The organism is Sphingobacteriales bacterium (genome assembly GCA_016711285.1).
GTDB lineage: Bacteria > Bacteroidota > Bacteroidia > Chitinophagales > UBA2359 > JADJTG01.
Genome location: JADJTG010000014.1, coordinates 105,922 through 121,575 on the forward strand (window position 1 = coordinate 105,922; position 15,654 = coordinate 121,575).

The 15,654-nt window shown below is 41.8% G+C and carries 15 protein-coding genes; 6 read left to right on the forward strand and 9 right to left on the reverse strand.

The features are described from left to right. Window positions 1-166 precede the first annotated feature (166 nt). The 6 genes from IPL35_13150 to IPL35_13175 all read left to right on the forward strand — a co-directional run bounded on the left by IPL35_13150 (window position 167) and on the right by IPL35_13175 (window position 6,453). Window positions 167-1,042 carry a hydroxymethylglutaryl-CoA lyase gene (locus tag IPL35_13150; GenBank protein MBK8444295.1) on the forward strand — a complete coding sequence of 292 codons (876 nt, stop codon included), beginning with the start codon at window positions 167-169 and terminating at the stop codon, window positions 1,040-1,042. A 110-nt stretch (window positions 1,043-1,152) separates the two neighbouring features. Further along, window positions 1,153-3,801, forward strand: coding sequence for a T9SS type A sorting domain-containing protein (locus IPL35_13155; protein ID MBK8444296.1), 2,649 nt, complete (start codon window positions 1,153-1,155; stop codon window positions 3,799-3,801). A 223-nt stretch (window positions 3,802-4,024) separates the two neighbouring features. Next, window positions 4,025-4,972: a glycosyltransferase family 2 protein gene (locus IPL35_13160; protein ID MBK8444297.1), complete on the forward strand. Its 948-nt coding sequence runs from the start codon at window positions 4,025-4,027 to the stop codon at window positions 4,970-4,972. Between the two features lies 1 nt (window position 4,973). Continuing rightward, window positions 4,974-5,591: a class I SAM-dependent methyltransferase gene (locus IPL35_13165; protein MBK8444298.1), complete on the forward strand. Its 618-nt coding sequence runs from the start codon at window positions 4,974-4,976 to the stop codon at window positions 5,589-5,591. Between the two features lie 122 nt (window positions 5,592-5,713). Continuing rightward, a complete protein-coding gene (locus IPL35_13170) occupies window positions 5,714-6,001 on the forward strand; it encodes a hypothetical protein (GenBank protein MBK8444299.1) in 288 nt (95 codons plus the stop codon). Then, the gene (locus IPL35_13175) at window positions 5,998-6,453 is read left to right on the forward strand and encodes a hypothetical protein (GenBank protein ID MBK8444300.1); all 456 of its coding nucleotides are present in this window, start codon (window positions 5,998-6,000) and stop codon (window positions 6,451-6,453) included. Before IPL35_13170 ends, IPL35_13175 begins: the two co-directional genes overlap by 4 nt. Window positions 6,454-6,490: 37 nt before the next feature. Here IPL35_13175 and IPL35_13180 read toward each other — a convergent pair whose 3' ends face one another. From IPL35_13180 to IPL35_13220, 9 genes are all read right to left on the reverse strand, one after another. Then, window positions 6,491-7,306: a gliding motility-associated C-terminal domain-containing protein gene (locus IPL35_13180; protein ID MBK8444301.1), complete on the reverse strand. Its 816-nt coding sequence runs from the start codon at window positions 7,304-7,306 to the stop codon at window positions 6,491-6,493. After that, window positions 7,303-7,470 carry a hypothetical protein gene (locus IPL35_13185; GenBank protein ID MBK8444302.1) on the reverse strand — a complete coding sequence of 56 codons (168 nt, stop codon included), beginning with the start codon at window positions 7,468-7,470 and terminating at the stop codon, window positions 7,303-7,305. The genes IPL35_13180 and IPL35_13185 overlap by 4 nt, the downstream gene beginning before the upstream one ends. 4 nt (window positions 7,471-7,474) lie before the next feature. Next, window positions 7,475-9,460, reverse strand: coding sequence for a T9SS type A sorting domain-containing protein (locus IPL35_13190; GenBank protein MBK8444303.1), 1,986 nt, complete (start codon window positions 9,458-9,460; stop codon window positions 7,475-7,477). 11 nt (window positions 9,461-9,471) lie between these two features. Further along, window positions 9,472-10,029, reverse strand: a complete 558-nt coding sequence (locus IPL35_13195; GenBank protein ID MBK8444304.1) for a hypothetical protein — start codon at window positions 10,027-10,029, stop codon at window positions 9,472-9,474. 21 nt (window positions 10,030-10,050) lie between these two features. Next, window positions 10,051-10,605, reverse strand: coding sequence for a hypothetical protein (locus tag IPL35_13200; GenBank protein ID MBK8444305.1), 555 nt, complete (start codon window positions 10,603-10,605; stop codon window positions 10,051-10,053). Between the two features lie 12 nt (window positions 10,606-10,617). Further along, window positions 10,618-11,697: a hypothetical protein gene (locus IPL35_13205; GenBank protein ID MBK8444306.1), complete on the reverse strand. Its 1,080-nt coding sequence runs from the start codon at window positions 11,695-11,697 to the stop codon at window positions 10,618-10,620. Beyond that, a complete protein-coding gene (locus IPL35_13210) occupies window positions 11,586-11,984 on the reverse strand; it encodes a hypothetical protein (protein ID MBK8444307.1) in 399 nt (132 codons plus the stop codon). The genes IPL35_13205 and IPL35_13210 overlap by 112 nt, the downstream gene beginning before the upstream one ends. A 224-nt stretch (window positions 11,985-12,208) precedes the next feature. Further along, window positions 12,209-13,495 carry an adenylosuccinate synthase gene (locus IPL35_13215; protein MBK8444308.1) on the reverse strand — a complete coding sequence of 429 codons (1,287 nt, stop codon included), beginning with the start codon at window positions 13,493-13,495 and terminating at the stop codon, window positions 12,209-12,211. 691 nt (window positions 13,496-14,186) lie between these two features. Then, window positions 14,187-15,638, reverse strand: a complete 1,452-nt coding sequence (locus tag IPL35_13220; protein MBK8444309.1) for an adenylosuccinate lyase — start codon at window positions 15,636-15,638, stop codon at window positions 14,187-14,189. Between the last annotated feature and the right edge of the window lie 16 nt (window positions 15,639-15,654).

The following is a 15,654-nucleotide window of genomic DNA, read 5'->3' on the forward strand; positions in this document are numbered from 1 at the left end:
TATATAACAAAAACATAGTTTTCATGAACACAAATTTTTAGCTAACTTTGCACCTCAGACCTTAATTCCCCTTTTTTTATTGTTACTTTACAGAGATTTTTTGTCTATAATAATTATAAATAGATAAAAGCCGCCTCAGTTTTTTTATTGAACATAGAAATCCTATATGTCATCAATATCTTCCGTAAAAATTATAGAGTGTCCGCGCGATGCCATGCAGGGCATCAAAACATTTATCCCGACCGAACAAAAGGCGCATTATCTGAATCAACTGCTCAAAGTAGGTTTTGATACTTTGGATTTCGGCAGTTTTGTATCGGCACAAGCCATACCGCAAATGCAGGATACGGCGGCAGTGCTGGAAAAATTAGATTTAGACGATACCAAAACGCGCCTGCTTGCTATTATCGCCAATACACGCGGAGCTACGCTCGCCGGCGAACGTGACGAAATCACCTATTTGGGGTATCCGTTTTCGGTGTCAGAAACCTTTCAACGCCGCAATACCAACAAAGGCATTGAAGAATCCTTGCAAGTATTGGCAGAAATCAAAAACCTCTGCGAAATCAACGGCAAACACTTAGTGGTGTATTTGTCGATGGCTTTCGGTAATCCATATAACGATTTTTACGATTATTCCCTCGTAGAACACTGGGTGGACAGGATAGATGAAGAAATAGGAGCAGATATTATTTCGCTGGCGGATACCATCGGTACCGCCGACCCCGCTCTTATCGGCAAACTATTCGGCATACTCACCGAAGATTATCCGCACATAGAATTTGGCGCGCACCTGCACAGCGCACCTCACAACTGGCGCGAAAAAGTGGAAATAGCCTACAAATATGGTTGTCGCCGTTTTGACGGAGCGATGAAAGGATTTGGGGGCTGCCCGATGGCAAAAGATGAATTGGTGGGCAACTTGGCAACCGAAAATCTGCTGCGCTTTTTTGAGCAGGAAAATATACCTACACAGTTGGATATGGACGAATTTTTAACGGCAATGAAAGCAGCCGAAACAGTTTTTTCCGTAATTCACTAAGCTGTAAGGGATAGATAAATTTTAAAATAACAATAATAAGATAAATATCAAGCACCCCTAACTAAATTACATTTTTTAACTATCTCAAAAATTATCTTTTACTAAAAGAAATGATTAAAAACTATTTTCTTGTGCTACTGCTGTTGCTTACAGCTCTTATCCAGCAACAAAATGCTTGGGCACAAGACCGTTGCAGCACCATGCATCATCATGAGCTAATTAAACAAAAAGACCCACTTTATGAACAAAAAAGGCAAGAAATAGAAGCCTTTACTGAGTCTTATTCACAAAAAGGCGGTAAGGCAGACCGTGCAGTTGTTACTATTCCGGTGGTGGTACACGTTGTGTATCAAAATTCTACCGAAAATATCAGCAACGCACAAGTACAATCACAAATAGACGTATTGAATGAAGATTTTCGCCGTTTGAATGCAGATGCTTCTTCTACTCCTTCTGCTTTTACAGGAATTGCTGCCGATGCAGAGGTTGAATTTTGTTTGGCTACCATAGACCCTTCAGGCAACGCTACTGACGGTATCACCAACACTTCTACCGCAGTTGGTACGTTCAGTGATAATGATGCCGTAAAATATACTTCTTCAGGAGGTATAGATGCTTGGGATCCTTCTAGTTATTTGAATATTTGGGTCTGTGATATGGGTTCAAGCTTATTGGGTTATGCACAATTTCCGGGAGGTCCAAGTGCTACCGATGGTGTAGTAATCCATTATTTGTACTTTGGTACTACAGGAACAGCAACTTCACCTTTTGACAAGGGACGTACTACTACGCACGAAGTAGGTCACTATTTGAATTTATATCATATCTGGGGTGATGACGGCGGAGCTTGTACTGGCAGCGATTTGGTGTCAGACACGCCCAATCAAGCTAGTGAATATTACGGCTGCCCTGCTTATCCTCAAACATCTTGTAGTTCCAGCGATATGTTTATGAACTACATGGACTATACCGATGATGCTTGTATGAATATGTTTTCTGCCGGACAAAAAACAAGAATGCAGGCTTTGTTTGCCAGCGGAGGAGTACGTGTTTCATTGTTGAGTTCTACTGCTTGCGGTGCTGCGTGTACTGCGGCACCTGCGGCACCTGCATTGAGCAGCCCTGCCAATGCCGCCACCAATGTTGCCCTTTCGCCAACTTTGAGCTGGGGTGCAGTGACAGGCACAAATGCTGCTACTTCTTATGAAGTGCAAGTATCTACATCTTCTACATTTGCTACTATTTATGCTTCTTATAGCGGAGCGAATACTTCTTATACCGTATCGCCCGCACTTGCTTATAGCACTACTTATTACTGGCGTGTGCGTTCTGTAAATAGCTGCGGTACCGGTGCTTGGTCAACGATTCGGAGCTTTACTACATTGGCTTGTACTGCACCTGCCGCACCTGCATTGAGCAGCCCTGCCAATGCAGCCATTAATATTGCACTTACTCCTACTTTGACATGGACTGCAGTTTCAGGTGCCACTTCTTACGATGTACAAGTATCTACTTCTAATACATTTGGCAGCACAGTAGCCAGTGGAACAGGTATTACAGGTACTTCTTATACTGTGGGCAGTTCTTTGAGTGTTGGAACTATTTATTACTGGCGTGTGCGCACCATTAACAGTTGTGGCACCAGTGCTTGGTCAACTGTATATAGTTTTACAACAACATCTTCTACTTGTAGTGATTATATTACCAATGGCGGTTTTGAATCGGGAGCAAATGTGGGTTGGTCGGAATCTTCTTCCAATGGTTTTCAAACCGTTGATAATACCAGCAACGTTTATAATAGCGGTGCTTGGTCGGCTTGGTTGGGCGGTGCCAATAATGAAAACTCACAAGTTTGGCAATCTATTACTATTCCGGCGGGTTCTACAGCCACGCTCACCTATTATTATTTGATATACACCACTACTCAAACTACTTGTACAGGAGATGTAGCGTATTTAAAAATAAACGGCACGACTGTTACTACTTATCAGTTGTGTACCAATACGTCTATGGGGAACTATGCACAAGCAACTTTTGACTTGACATCTTATGCCGGACAAACAGTAGAAATCCGTTTTCAAGCGATTACCAATGCCAGCAATATAAGCCATTTCTTTGTAGATGATGTGGTAGCAGAAGTATGCGCTCCGGTTTGTCCTACTTCTTTGAACTATGTAAATACTACCGATGATTTTGTAAGTGGCGAAACTTTTGATTTTGAATGTTCCGGTGTTATCACGGCAAACAATATCATCAATTCGGGGGCTAATATCACTTATGATTGCGGTGCTGCCAGCTATGTAAGTCTTACGAGTGGTTTTTGGGCAAAAAGCGGCTGTTTCTTTGAAGCATTCCCTGATGGCTGTGGCGGTGCTAAAAGTTTAGATGTACCCGCTGACGCTGTGGTGGTACAGGGTACAACTATCAATACAGATATGACTACTTTGGCAAAAAGTAAACCGAATTATACTGCCAATACCAACACAGCAGCAAGCAAAGGTCTGTGGGTTACTTCATTGCAAGCCTACCCGAACCCGACTGATGGTGTTATCAACTTTACAGTGAATGATGCGCCGCAGGGTTTTGTATTGAGCATTAGCGATATTCAAGGAAAAACAGTACATCAATGGAAACAAGATGAGGCTGCTTCACAAGCAACTTTCAACTTGCCGGCGGGTGTGTTGCAAAGCGGCATTTATATTGCCACTTTAAGTATGAATAATGGCACTGTTGCTTATCAAAAAATAGTGGTGCGTTAATTTTTAATTTTATTTTTGCATAAAAACACACTGTTATTAAAAATAGCAGTGTGTTTTTTTTTATTTTAAAAAAAATAAAGACACTCTGTGTTCCAAAATAATAGTTCTCGTGCATATCAATTTCAATGAAAATTGTTTACTAAGGCAATCTTGTTTATTTTTGGCACTTATATAGCTGTTTTTTTTAAAAAAAACATAGTACTTTTTTATTGATACAAAACGAATGAAAGCAGCCGAAACAAAGGTGATGATAAGTGTGGTGAGTCCGGTGTATCGGGCACAGGCTATCGTATCGGAGTTGGTGCGGCAAATGGTTGAGGCTCTTGCTCCTTTGGGTTTGGAGTACGAAATTATTTTGGTAGAAGACGGTAGTCCCGATGCTTCGTGGCAGGCGATAGAAGTGGCGGCGCGGCAATGCAATGCGGTGCGCGGCATCAAATTGAGCCGCAATTTCGGGCAGCATATCGCCATCACTGCCGGACTGCAGACGGCGCGTGGGCAATATATCATTGTGATGGACTGCGACCTGCAAGATGCGCCTCATTATATTCCGCTGCTGCTGCAACGTGCCCGCGAAGGCTACGACATTGTTTATACGCGCAAGCAAGAACGCCGGCACGGTTGGTTTAAAAACATCACGGCGCGGCTTTATTTCAGCATTTACAATTATCTGGCAGAAACCAAATCGCTAGGCGAACAAATCGGGGCATATTCACTGTTGAGCCGCCGTGCTGTTGAGGCTTTTCTGCAAATAAAAGATGTACACCGACATTATTTATTGTTGGTACAAACACTGGGTTTTCCGCACAGTACCCTTGATATTGAGCATCAGCCGCGCTACGAAGGCAATAGCAGCTACACTTTTTCAAAATTGCTGCGACACGCATTAGACGGCATTACTTCTCAGTCGGATAAGCTGCTGCGGTTGAGCATCGGTTTGGGGTTTTTCTTGTTCATAGGCTCGGTGTTGTACGCACTATATTTGGTGGCGGCGTATTGTATTCGCGGGGCGGCACCGGGTTATACTTCATTGATGGCAGCTTTGTTGTTTTCTACGGGCGTAATTTTGGTGTCGGTGGGCATTGCGGGTATTTATATCGGAAAAATTTTTGAGCAGGTCAAAGAGCGTCCTTTGTATTTTGTGGAGAAAAAAACGGAAGATTATATTTGAGATGAAAATAACAGAAATTTTGCAGCAGACGGATCATTATTATACTGCCAAATTGCAGGCTCACGGCACTACACCACAGGGCGCAGACTGGAATGGGGCGGCATCGCAGGAGTTGCGTTTTGCGGTGTTGGCGCAACTTTTTGATGCACAAAAAAGCAATTTTTCGGTGTTGGATTACGGCTGCGGCTATGGTGCTTTTTGGGAGTGGCTGCAAAGGCAGACTTATACCGATATTATATATAGCGGCTATGATATTTCGGCGGCGATGTTGCAGACGGCACAAGAGCAATACCCGGCACTTGCTTTCAGCCGACAAATTCCCGAAACGGCGGCAGATTTTGTAGTAGCGAGCGGGGTGTGGAACGTAAAGCAACAACAAAATACCACACAATGGGAGCAATATATTTGCGATGAGTTGGCACAATTGCAGCGTTTGAGCAAGCGCGGTTTTGCTTTTAATTTACTCACCGCTTACTCCGACCCGCCCAAGCAGCGCGATTATTTATATTATGCCTCGCCCACTTTTTGGTTTGACTACTGCAAACGTCATTTTTCGGCACGGGTGGCTTTGCTCCACGACTATCCTTTGTATGAATTTACGATATTGGTGCGAAAATGATTTTAAAAAAAACACCCAATACAAGCCTTCTTTTACCAAAAAGAAGGATACTTACACTATCTTCGCCTTTTTTATAATAAACGTTTTCGGGCGTATTCATTTTTTGTATTTATACTATTTACATGTCTGTAAAAAATCCCAATCTCATTATTTATGAAGATGACAGCCTGCTCGTGCTGAACAAAACGGCGGGTTGGCTCACCATTCCCGACCGCTACGAACCCGAATTGCCCAATGTTCGTGATATGCTGCAAAGCCGCTATCCCGAAATATTTGTGGTACATCGTTTGGATAAAGAAACGAGCGGAGCTTTGTGTTTTGCCAAGCAAGCGCAGGTGCATAAAGTTTTATCCAAGCAATTTGAGAGCCGTCAGGTATCCAAAAATACCATGCACTGTGCGAAGGTGTGATGCTCACCGCCACCGGCACGATTGACTTGCCTTTGGCACTCAATCCCAAGCGCGGACTGATGGAAATAAACCGACAAAGCGGCAAAAGGTCGGTGACGCACTACCGTGTGCTGGAATGTTTTAAAGCGCATACTTTGGTGGAAATAGATTTGGAAACGGGCAGACAGCATCAGATACGGGCGCATTTTCGGGCGGTGGGTTTTCCTTTGGTGGGCGATACTTTGTACGGAAAAGGCAAGCCTTTGTTGTTGTCGGCGATGAAAAGGAGATTTAACCTGAACCGCAGTGGTGAGGAGCAGCCTTTGATGGAACGCACCTGCCTCCACTCCCTGCAACTCGGATTTCAGCACCCCCTTACAGATGAAACGCTGCAAATAGAAGCACCTTTGGCAAAAGATTTTGAGGTGACACTGAAAATGTTGCGCCGTTTTGCACCGGCACGAGTGGTGTAGCGATATTTTTATTAAAAATCAAATACAAATATATTATTCATCGTATCAGGGTAATACTGCCTTTTTCGGTGAAATGCTTGGAATTTTGGTCGGTTTGGTAGGTGCAATAAAATAGATACACCCCGACAGGCTGCGGCTTGCCATTGAAAGTGCCGTCCCAGGCGAGGTGGGGGTCGTTGCTGCCAAAGACCAACTGCCCGTAGCGGTTGTAGATATTGAGTTGATAGCTGGATACTTGTGCGCCCGCCTCTGCCAGCAGTGGGCGGTAGGTGTCGTTGTTGCCATCGTCATTGGGCGAAAAAGCAGAGGGGAAAACGTCGGGGCAAGTTCCTTTAAAATAAATTTGATAATGATAGATAGTATCGCAGGCGTTTTTACGAAGATGTGTAGTATCAACAATGTTAGTATTTTCTCTGTAATATATCCCATTTAGCTCATATATTGCGCTTTCACATACCTGTACGGCAGTATCTTTTTCTATAAAAAATTTCTCAAGATTATAAAAATCTAATCCTACATTAAATCTTCTAGCTCCCGCGGCTATGGCTTCTTCTATTGGAAGTAAGTTCGGTAATAAAATATCAGAGTCATAGAGTTTAATTTTACCAACCGGAATTTCACTATCCTGAACAGCAATATACGGAATACCATGTAGGGTTAGGGTCAGGTTGTAGTCGCAATCTCGGATTAGCGCAAATTCATATGTTGTGTCTGTATCTGTAAGAATGGGTATATAAGTTTGAGCTAAAATAATCGAATCGCCATACAGCACTTCATATAAAGTAGCATTGGGAGTTTGCAAACTATCAGCAGGCAAAAAGAAAAATAATAACCACCTAAATAAGTCGGTCACGTATTATAATCATCAGTCAATTCTACTTTAAAAAAAGCCCATTCGGGTACAGGAGCATCTACTGTCAAAGAGAAAGAACATTTTCCAAAAAATTGTCCAATACTATTATCAAACGGATAAATAATAGCGCAAAACAAAAGAACATTTAATAAAAATTTAAACATCTTTTTATTCAATTTTGATGAGTTTCTGTTGAAAAATTGTGGTATTGAGTGCGTTGTTGATATGTAGGAAATAAACACCTGATACCATTTTGCTAAAATCTGCTTGTAAAACACCCCTGCCCTGCTCGACTTCCTTTTTCATTAAAAATACCATTTCTCCTATTGAATTATACAGCGTAATGTTCAAATGTTCTTTTTGTGATAACTCCATTATAATATTTAGGTAATCTTTAAAAGGATTAGGAGATACAACAAAATTACTGTTTTTATGTAAGCTGGTGTCTGTATTTTCGTTTATTGATTTTTTTCCGCTATCCTCAAAAAACGCTCCCTCATAATAATTGCACTTACAAGCACAAAATTCGTCATCACAAAAAGTAATTTGTTTGCCATCACAAGTAGCTAAAATCATAGAAGCACTCGTACCACAAATGCCTATTGTATCAAATTTTATCTCCAAATTGACTACCAAATCCGTAATAAAGCGAACATTTATGGGACCATTAGGATTGAGCGGCTCCACATCAATAAATTCACAATAAGCATCTACCTGAGCACAGCGAAAGCATTGTTTATCTATATCTTTACTAAAAAGTGTTATTCCCCCCAATGGAATTCCATCTATACCAAAAAAATGAGGGTTTTCTGGATTGGGGTCGTTTTTACAAATCTTAGCTGCGTCACAAGATGTGAAATTTGTCATTTTTAATTCATACTCGCCTGCATTGCCAACATGTGCCAAATTGCCCGTACAATAAGTAGTAACTATACAGTTTGGATCTGTTTGTTGCTCCGTGATCTCTCCTTGCTCTATAAATTTTCCGTTACAATAAATACCACATTTTTCATCTGCTGTTAATAAGCCTTCATTATTTTTAATCTCTACGCTGCCTATATTTGTGCTTTTACACCCGTTTGCATCAATAGCTTGTACGGTATAAGTTCCTGATGACAAATAATTAATAGTACTACCTTGCAGGCCATTGCTCCAAATAAAATTATAAGGAGACTTACCGCCGCTTGCAGAAGCACTTGCCGTACCCAAACCATTGCAATCGCCTGAAGTGCCGACCGCAGTGACCTCAAGTTTTATAAAATCGCAACTAAACAACTCATAACATTTTTTAATTTTGTAGGAGCAGCCTGTGGTAATAACGACACAATATTTGCCGGGACCCAAGCCGCTGATGTCTTGTGTGGAGGCGGTGTAGCCGTTGGGTCCTGTCCATTGATATACTACGGGAGTGGTGTAATCGTCGGGTATGGATACATCAATATTAATAGAGCCGCCGGTGGGGTTATCTAAGGTGGGTACTATTGGTGTGGCTCCTGTTATTTCCAAAAGCGGGTATACTTGGGTATATCCATCACAATTGGGATAGGTGATGCTGGGAGTAACATCGCCTTTGCAGCAGCAGACTTCTATTTTTTTGGTATCTATCAGGCATTCGTAGTTTTCGGTATAGAGTTCTACGATGTAAGTGCCTTGGCACAAATTCATTATCCCCGTTTCTGTATATGAACCACCAACCGAACCTCCTCCTTCCTTACTCCATTCCAATTCATAGTCTTTTCCTACCAAATCTTCGTCTATTGCAACGCTAATAGCTCCGTCGCATATATTGCCCTCGCATTTAGAAACGTGCTGTAAAGAAAGCACCTCTATGCTTGCGTTTTGCTCAGGTACGGTGAAAACCGTAAAAATAGCACCGCACCAAGCATCTGTGATATAAAGCCAATAGTTGCCCGCCGGAATATTGCACAAATCTGCCAGATCACTTGAGCCGTTTACTACTATTTCTGAGTTACTAACCGTATTGCCCCACCACTCTACCATATAAGGTGAATGACCGCCGTTGATGGTGATATCTATACAGCCTTGCTGTTCGCATTTGGAAGCGGGTGTAATAAGCACACTTAAATTGCTGGCGGTTTGGGCACTGAGCATAAACCCCAGTAGCCAACTGATGAGTATAGTGATAGTTTTCATTGTTTTATACTTTATAAGTTTTTTATAACAATAGTATTGTTTTTAATTTGTATAAGGCGGCGTTTGGTTTGTTCCGCAGTACCATATAACAACACTATCAAATCTTCGTGCAGGGTGCGTATCTTTATCAAGTTTCCTTCGTGCAGGGTGCTGTTGTCCAATATTATTTTTTCGGCGATGGCTTGCAGGCTTTTTTTTGACGCATTGTAGCGATACACCGAAAGGAGCACATCGCTACGGAGGCTGTCTGTGAAAGCGGCTGAAAACAAAAGAGAGTCGCTGAGGGTGAAATATACGGTATTGGAGTCGCTGGGAGCTATACTGGCACTCAAATAATTTGATGAGGGTACGACAAATTTTGATGCATCAGGAAAAGTGAGTAATATTTTATTTTTTTTATTTCTGCTCACCTGTACTATCCGAAGAACAGGTTTTAAATGTGTATTTTTGTCTTCATCAAGTACCACATCTTGTATAAAACCTGACATATACTGCCCCGACACCTCTTGCGCTATAGTGGTATTTGTAAAAACTAAAAATAGTATTATATAAAAATTAATATTTTTCATGTGTTTTTCGTAATATCTGTTTTATAAATCATACAAATACAATTTATCATCTTTTAAATAGAGTAGTTTGCGTTGGTATCTTGATAACTGTTTAATTTCATCACCTATTAGTATCATATCTCCGCTTAATATTCGTATATCCTGAATTCTTCCGTCACTCCTATATGGCCTTGGACCTAATAGAGGTTCTGTATAATTTGTTCTCACAGGTTCAACTATTCCCTTCTCTATGCTATATTTATAAGTCTTACACTCCAAAATAGTATTTGCAAAACGGATAAAATACACCAATGTACTATCATTCCAAGCTATATAAAAAGTATGTTTACTGGAACAAAAAAATCGATGGTTCAGTATTAATTGCTTTTTGGGTGAAAATTCAAAAACGGTTTTACCTGTTAGCTTGTTATCAATTATTTCTTCATATACCTCCACAAACGGAACAGGTTCTTCTATCCAAACATTATTAAGGCTGTCAAATTTTTCGTTGGGGATAACATAATCTTTCAGTATTTTCTCTTGTGCAATAAGAAAAGAATACACAAAAAGTGATAATAGTTGTAAATATATTTTCATATTAAATTTTTATTATTCTACGGTATATTTTAACTCTGTCGTATTATTGGTATTGTTTTTACTTATATATATATAATAAGATATAATGTAATTTCCCGTAGATAAATCTGTATATGTTATACTACAGAGAACACCCCTTACCACTTTAATAGCTGCGTTTTCATAATCATTCAATTGGGCTTTTGCCACGCCGTAGGAGGGGTCAAAAAACAATTGTTTTTCATTGGCAGTTGTATATTGAAGCACTACATGATTACGAAAAATAGAACATGGGTCATCTTTGTTTTGTGCAGGAATCCCCACCACTCCACTTGCATAAATATATTCATCTCCTAATTCATAACATTCTCCATTGGCTTTGTCTTCCCACTCTTTTACCATAAAAGACGTTTTACCAGTACTAATTACACCTGATATGCCCGCATTTAGCATAATTTGAGTCATTTTTTTAGTAATTTTCTCTTCTTCTATAAGGTTTATAGCAGGATTGACAACACCTATATCTACCTCATCTGCATCAATATTATGTATTCGCAAAATTTCTTTCATGTATCTAGCCCAAGTTCCACAAGTACCATCATTGTACTTAAAAAAATCTTCTAAATTAGTACAATATGAATCTTCTCCCTTCCCCCAATAAGTAAGTGGATCTCCTTTAATGTCTTTCGCTTTCAAATCTTTGAAATATTTTGTAAAAATAGTCCCTACAATCTCATCTTTTGTAGATAACTGATGCGCACTCACACAAGCGTGGTGTATGGAGGTTTCGTGTATATTATAATATCCATTGCCGGGTTCATTAGGATTGTCAATTCCATAATATTGTCCTACATTCGGCTTATCGCGGGTAACATAGAGGCGGAATTTGGTGGTAAATTTGGCTTTAGGGGCTGTTTCTAAGGCGGCTTCGCTTTCGGCAATAGTCCATTCAAAAGCAAAAGCCTCATAACCCAGTACCCGCCCTTGTTCAAAGGCTTGGATCATTTCGGTGGGTGGGTACTCGTAGTTGTCGTTGAGTAGGCGCGGCGGCAAATCAAAGCCGTCTGTACCGTTGCTTTTGCCCAAATATTGGCATATCCCAACATTCCACATTGTTTCGCATTAAACTTGGCACTCACAATGGCATTGCATTTGCCGCCCCAATAAGCAGCAGGATTGCTGGCAGCACCGTCTTTCCATACCACCGTAGCATCGATTCCCGAAATAGGTTCGGTAGTAATGTCATCTACCACAATGATCCATTTTTTTTGAGGCTGCCCGTTTACTAAAACAGCTTCGTCTGCGTGAAAAACCACCTCCGAGATAAAGACAGTATTATCTGGGTATTCAAAAGCAAGTGGCAATACAGTCGGTTCTTGGGTTGGCGGCTGCGCCTTCAAGACTACACATAAAAATAACGTTGTAATTACGCTAAATAGGGGGGGTAGAGCAGATGCTTCATAGTAAAAGAGCGTTTTTTAATGAGTTCTACTCCAAATCTAACACGTTATTTTCATAACGCCAAATTTTTTTTGCAAAAAAAAATTCGAGCGTATAAATTGAACGCTACCGAAGCTAAATTTTGATATTGATAATCAAAAAGTTATAAAAAAAACGACAGCATTTATTTTATAGACCCGTTTTTAAAAATATTTTGATTGCGCTCCGGTCCTACCGAAATCATCGTGAGGGGGGTTTGGAGGTAATCTTCAATAAATTCGATATAGCGGCGGCAGGCGGGGGGCAAATCGTGGTAATTTTTGATGGCACTGAGGTCTTCGTTCCAGCCTTCAAAGGTTTCATATACGGCACTGATGTCGGCATTGGGGTAGGAGAGGTCGGCGGGAATATTGCGGGTGGGGTGGTCGCCGCCGCAGCGATATGCCACAGCCACTTGTATTTCGTCCAAACCACTCAATACATCAATTTTGGTCATCACCACATCAGAAAGCCCATTGATTTGGCAGGCATAGCGCACCACAGGCAAATCTAACCAACCGATGCGGCGTGCTCGTCCGGTGGTAGCACCGTATTCATTTCCTTTGTTGCGCAAATACGCACCTGTGTCGTTGTTCTGTTCGGTGACAAAAACACCTTCGCCCACCCGTGTAGCGTAGGCTTTCATTACGCCGTAGCTTCTTTTGATGTGTTGCGGCGCAATGCCCGTGCCCACCGAAATAGCTCCCACCGTAGGAGACGATGAAGTAACATAAGGATAAGTGCCATAATCAATATCCAACATCAAAGCCTGTGCGCCTTCGCACAAAATCATTTTTTCATTGTGCAAAGCGTTTTGCATTTCAAGGCGTGTATCTATCACACGCTCGCGCAGCAAGTCGGCATATTGTCGGTACTCCTCAAATAAAAGGTCTGCATCAAAAGGTGCTGCCTGATAGATATGTTGTAAGATGAGATTTTTGTGCGACAGATTTTCTTTTATTTTTTGATACAAAATGTTGTCGTTGAACAAATCCGCCATTCGGATACCGCAGCGGTCGTATTTGTCCACATACGCCGGACCGATACCGCGTTTGGTAGTGCCTATTTTTTGGTGGCTTTGCTCCTTGAGTTCATCTAATTTGATGTGATACGGCATAATAAGGTGGCAACGGTCGCTGATAAAAATATGGTCGGTGGCAACACCTTTGGCTTGCAGCGTAGCTATTTCGCGGAGCAACACGGGTATGTCCACCACTACACCGGTAGCGATGAGGCATTTGGCGCGGGGGTGCAGCACACCCGAAGGCAGGAGGTGCAGCACAAATTTTTCGTCGCCTACCACTACGGTATGTCCGGCGTTGTTGCCGCCCTGATAGCGCACTACATAATCTGCACTGTCGGCTAATACATCAATCAGTTTTCCTTTTCCTTCATCGCCCCACTGCGTACCTACTACGGAATAAATTGGCATAGATTTGTGTTTGTTTTTTTAATATTTTAAATAAGTATTCGGCAAAAAAATAATATTATATGCTTGATGTAGCTGCTGTATGTTATAAGCAGTTGTGAGTGATTAGTTTTTAGTTTTTAGTTAGCATAAGTATCCGATTATCAATTTCTAAATATAGAAGTATTTTTATACAACTACTTATTGGGTTAAGTTTCTTTTTTTAGATTTTAAAAAAAAATACTTAAAAAAGCCCCTATTCCGCACGATTGAGCAACTCAGGTATATTTGTCAAACCATCGTTTTTATTGCATCTATGCCATATTTCGGGCTTAGAGGTGCATCGTTTGCGTCTGCCACCGTAAACGTTTGCGTCGAGAACGTGAAATTTCGCGTCAGGAACGTGAAAATTTACGTCTGCCACCGTGAAATTTTACGCCCGATACCGTGAAATTTCACGTCAGGAACGTAAAAATTGGCGTAAAGAACGTAAACCATGCACCTCCGAACGTAAACGTTTACGTCTGCCACCGTGAACGTTCACGTCAGGAACGTGAAAATTTACGTCTGTTACCGTGAAATTTCACGTCAGGACCGTACCGTGAAATTTCACGTCAGGAACGTGAAATTTTACGTCTGCCACCGTGAAAATATACGGTTATGGAACGTAAAACCGTTTTTTAAGAAAGCAAAGAACAAGTGCCTGCCATTTTTTTTATACTTTGAGGTCGCTGCTCATACCGCCCAGCAGATATTGATACTGCGAAAGCAGGGGGTCTATCTGATGGTCGAGGAAATCTATGGTTTGTTGGGGTGCAAATCCTACAAAATTCAAAGGCTCTAATACGTCAGACAGCGCAGCTTCGTCTATTTTTCCTTTAAAATCTTCATCATTCATAATGCGCTCCAATAAATCGTTGGATTCGCCTTCCCATTTTACTTTTTTGGCGGCTTCTATGCTGTGAAGCCGTATTTTTTCGTGTAAATGTTGTCGGTCGCCGCCGTTTTTTACGGCTTGCATCAAAATTTGCTCGGTTGCCATAAAGGGCAGTTCTTCGCGGATATGGCGTTCCATCATTTTAGGATATACCACCAAACCTTCGGCTACATTGTGCCACAATATCAGGAGGGCATCGGTAGCCAGAAAAGCCTGCGGCAGGGTGAGGCGTTTGTTGGCGGAATCGTCGAGCGTGCGCTCCAACCACTGTGTGGCGGCAACCATAGCGGCGGAGTCGTTGAGCGATATAACGAACTTCGCCAAAGAAGCTATCCGCTCGCTGCGCATAGGGTTGCGCTTATAAGCCATTGCCGAAGAGCCGATTTGTTTTTTTTCAAAAGGCTCTTCTATTTCTTTCAAATTGGCAAGTAAACGAATATCATTGGTGAATTTATGCGCCGATTGAGCAATGTTGGAGAGCAGTTGGGCAATGGAACTGTCGATTTTGCGGTCGTAAGTTTGTCCGCTTACTTCAAAACGCCTCTCAAAGCCCATACGCTCCGTTATCATTTCGTCTAATTGCAATAATTTTTGATAATCGCCGTCAAAAAGATTTTTAAAACTCTCTCCTGTTCCTGTTGTCCCTTTTACGCCCCTGAACCGAAGGTGCTGGCTTCTAAATTCGAGTTCTTCCCAATCCAACAACAAACTTTGCAGCCATAAAGTAGCCCTTTTGCCAACGGTGGTGAGCTGTGCCGGTTGATAATGTGTGAAACCCAGCGTGGGCAAGTGGCTGTGGGTGCGGGCAAAAGCGGCAAGCGCAGCGATGACGTGGAGCAGTCGGCGGCGAATGAGGTGCAGCCCGTCGCGGATTTGTATGAGGTCGGTATTGTCGCCCACAAAAGCACTCGTCGCGCCCAAATGTATAATGGGGCGTGCTACCGGAGCGGCATCGCCCAGCGTATGAATATGAGCCATTACATCGTGGCGAAATGCTTTTTCATAAGCACGCGCCTTTTCAAAATCAATATTTTCTGTGTTTTGCGCCAAAGCAGCAATCTGCTCATCGCTGATGGCAACACCGAGTTGTTGTTGGCATTGTGCCAGTGCGAGCCATAATTTGCGCCAAGTAGAGAATTTTTTTTGCGGCGAAAAATTATATAACATTTCCTCACTCGCATAGCGTTCGGTGAGTGGATTTTGATATTGTAATGTAGATGACGACGGCATAGTAAACGAATAAAAA

Excerpts from the sequence above, each read along its gene's own strand:
- IPL35_13200 (MBK8444305.1), bottom strand. The coding sequence starts at position 10,605 with ATGAAAATATATTTACAACTATTATCACTTTTTGTGTATTCTTTTCTT.
- IPL35_13150 (MBK8444295.1), top strand. The coding sequence starts at position 167 with ATGTCATCAATATCTTCCGTAAAAATTATAGAGTGTCCGCGCGATGCC.
- IPL35_13185 (MBK8444302.1), bottom strand. The coding sequence starts at position 7,470 with ATGTTTAAATTTTTATTAAATGTTCTTTTGTTTTGCGCTATTATTTAT.
- IPL35_13215 (MBK8444308.1), bottom strand. The coding sequence starts at position 13,495 with ATGCCAATTTATTCCGTAGTAGGTACGCAGTGGGGCGATGAAGGAAAA.
- IPL35_13205 (MBK8444306.1), bottom strand. The coding sequence starts at position 11,697 with ATGTGGAATGTTGGGATATGCCAATATTTGGGCAAAAGCAACGGTACA.
- IPL35_13165 (MBK8444298.1), top strand. The coding sequence starts at position 4,974 with ATGAAAATAACAGAAATTTTGCAGCAGACGGATCATTATTATACTGCC.
- IPL35_13220 (MBK8444309.1), bottom strand. The coding sequence starts at position 15,638 with ATGCCGTCGTCATCTACATTACAATATCAAAATCCACTCACCGAACGC.
- IPL35_13160 (MBK8444297.1), top strand. The coding sequence starts at position 4,025 with ATGAAAGCAGCCGAAACAAAGGTGATGATAAGTGTGGTGAGTCCGGTG.
- IPL35_13155 (MBK8444296.1), top strand. The coding sequence starts at position 1,153 with ATGATTAAAAACTATTTTCTTGTGCTACTGCTGTTGCTTACAGCTCTT.
- IPL35_13190 (MBK8444303.1), bottom strand. The coding sequence starts at position 9,460 with ATGAAAACTATCACTATACTCATCAGTTGGCTACTGGGGTTTATGCTC.
- IPL35_13170 (MBK8444299.1), top strand. The coding sequence starts at position 5,714 with ATGTCTGTAAAAAATCCCAATCTCATTATTTATGAAGATGACAGCCTG.
- IPL35_13195 (MBK8444304.1), bottom strand. The coding sequence starts at position 10,029 with ATGAAAAATATTAATTTTTATATAATACTATTTTTAGTTTTTACAAAT.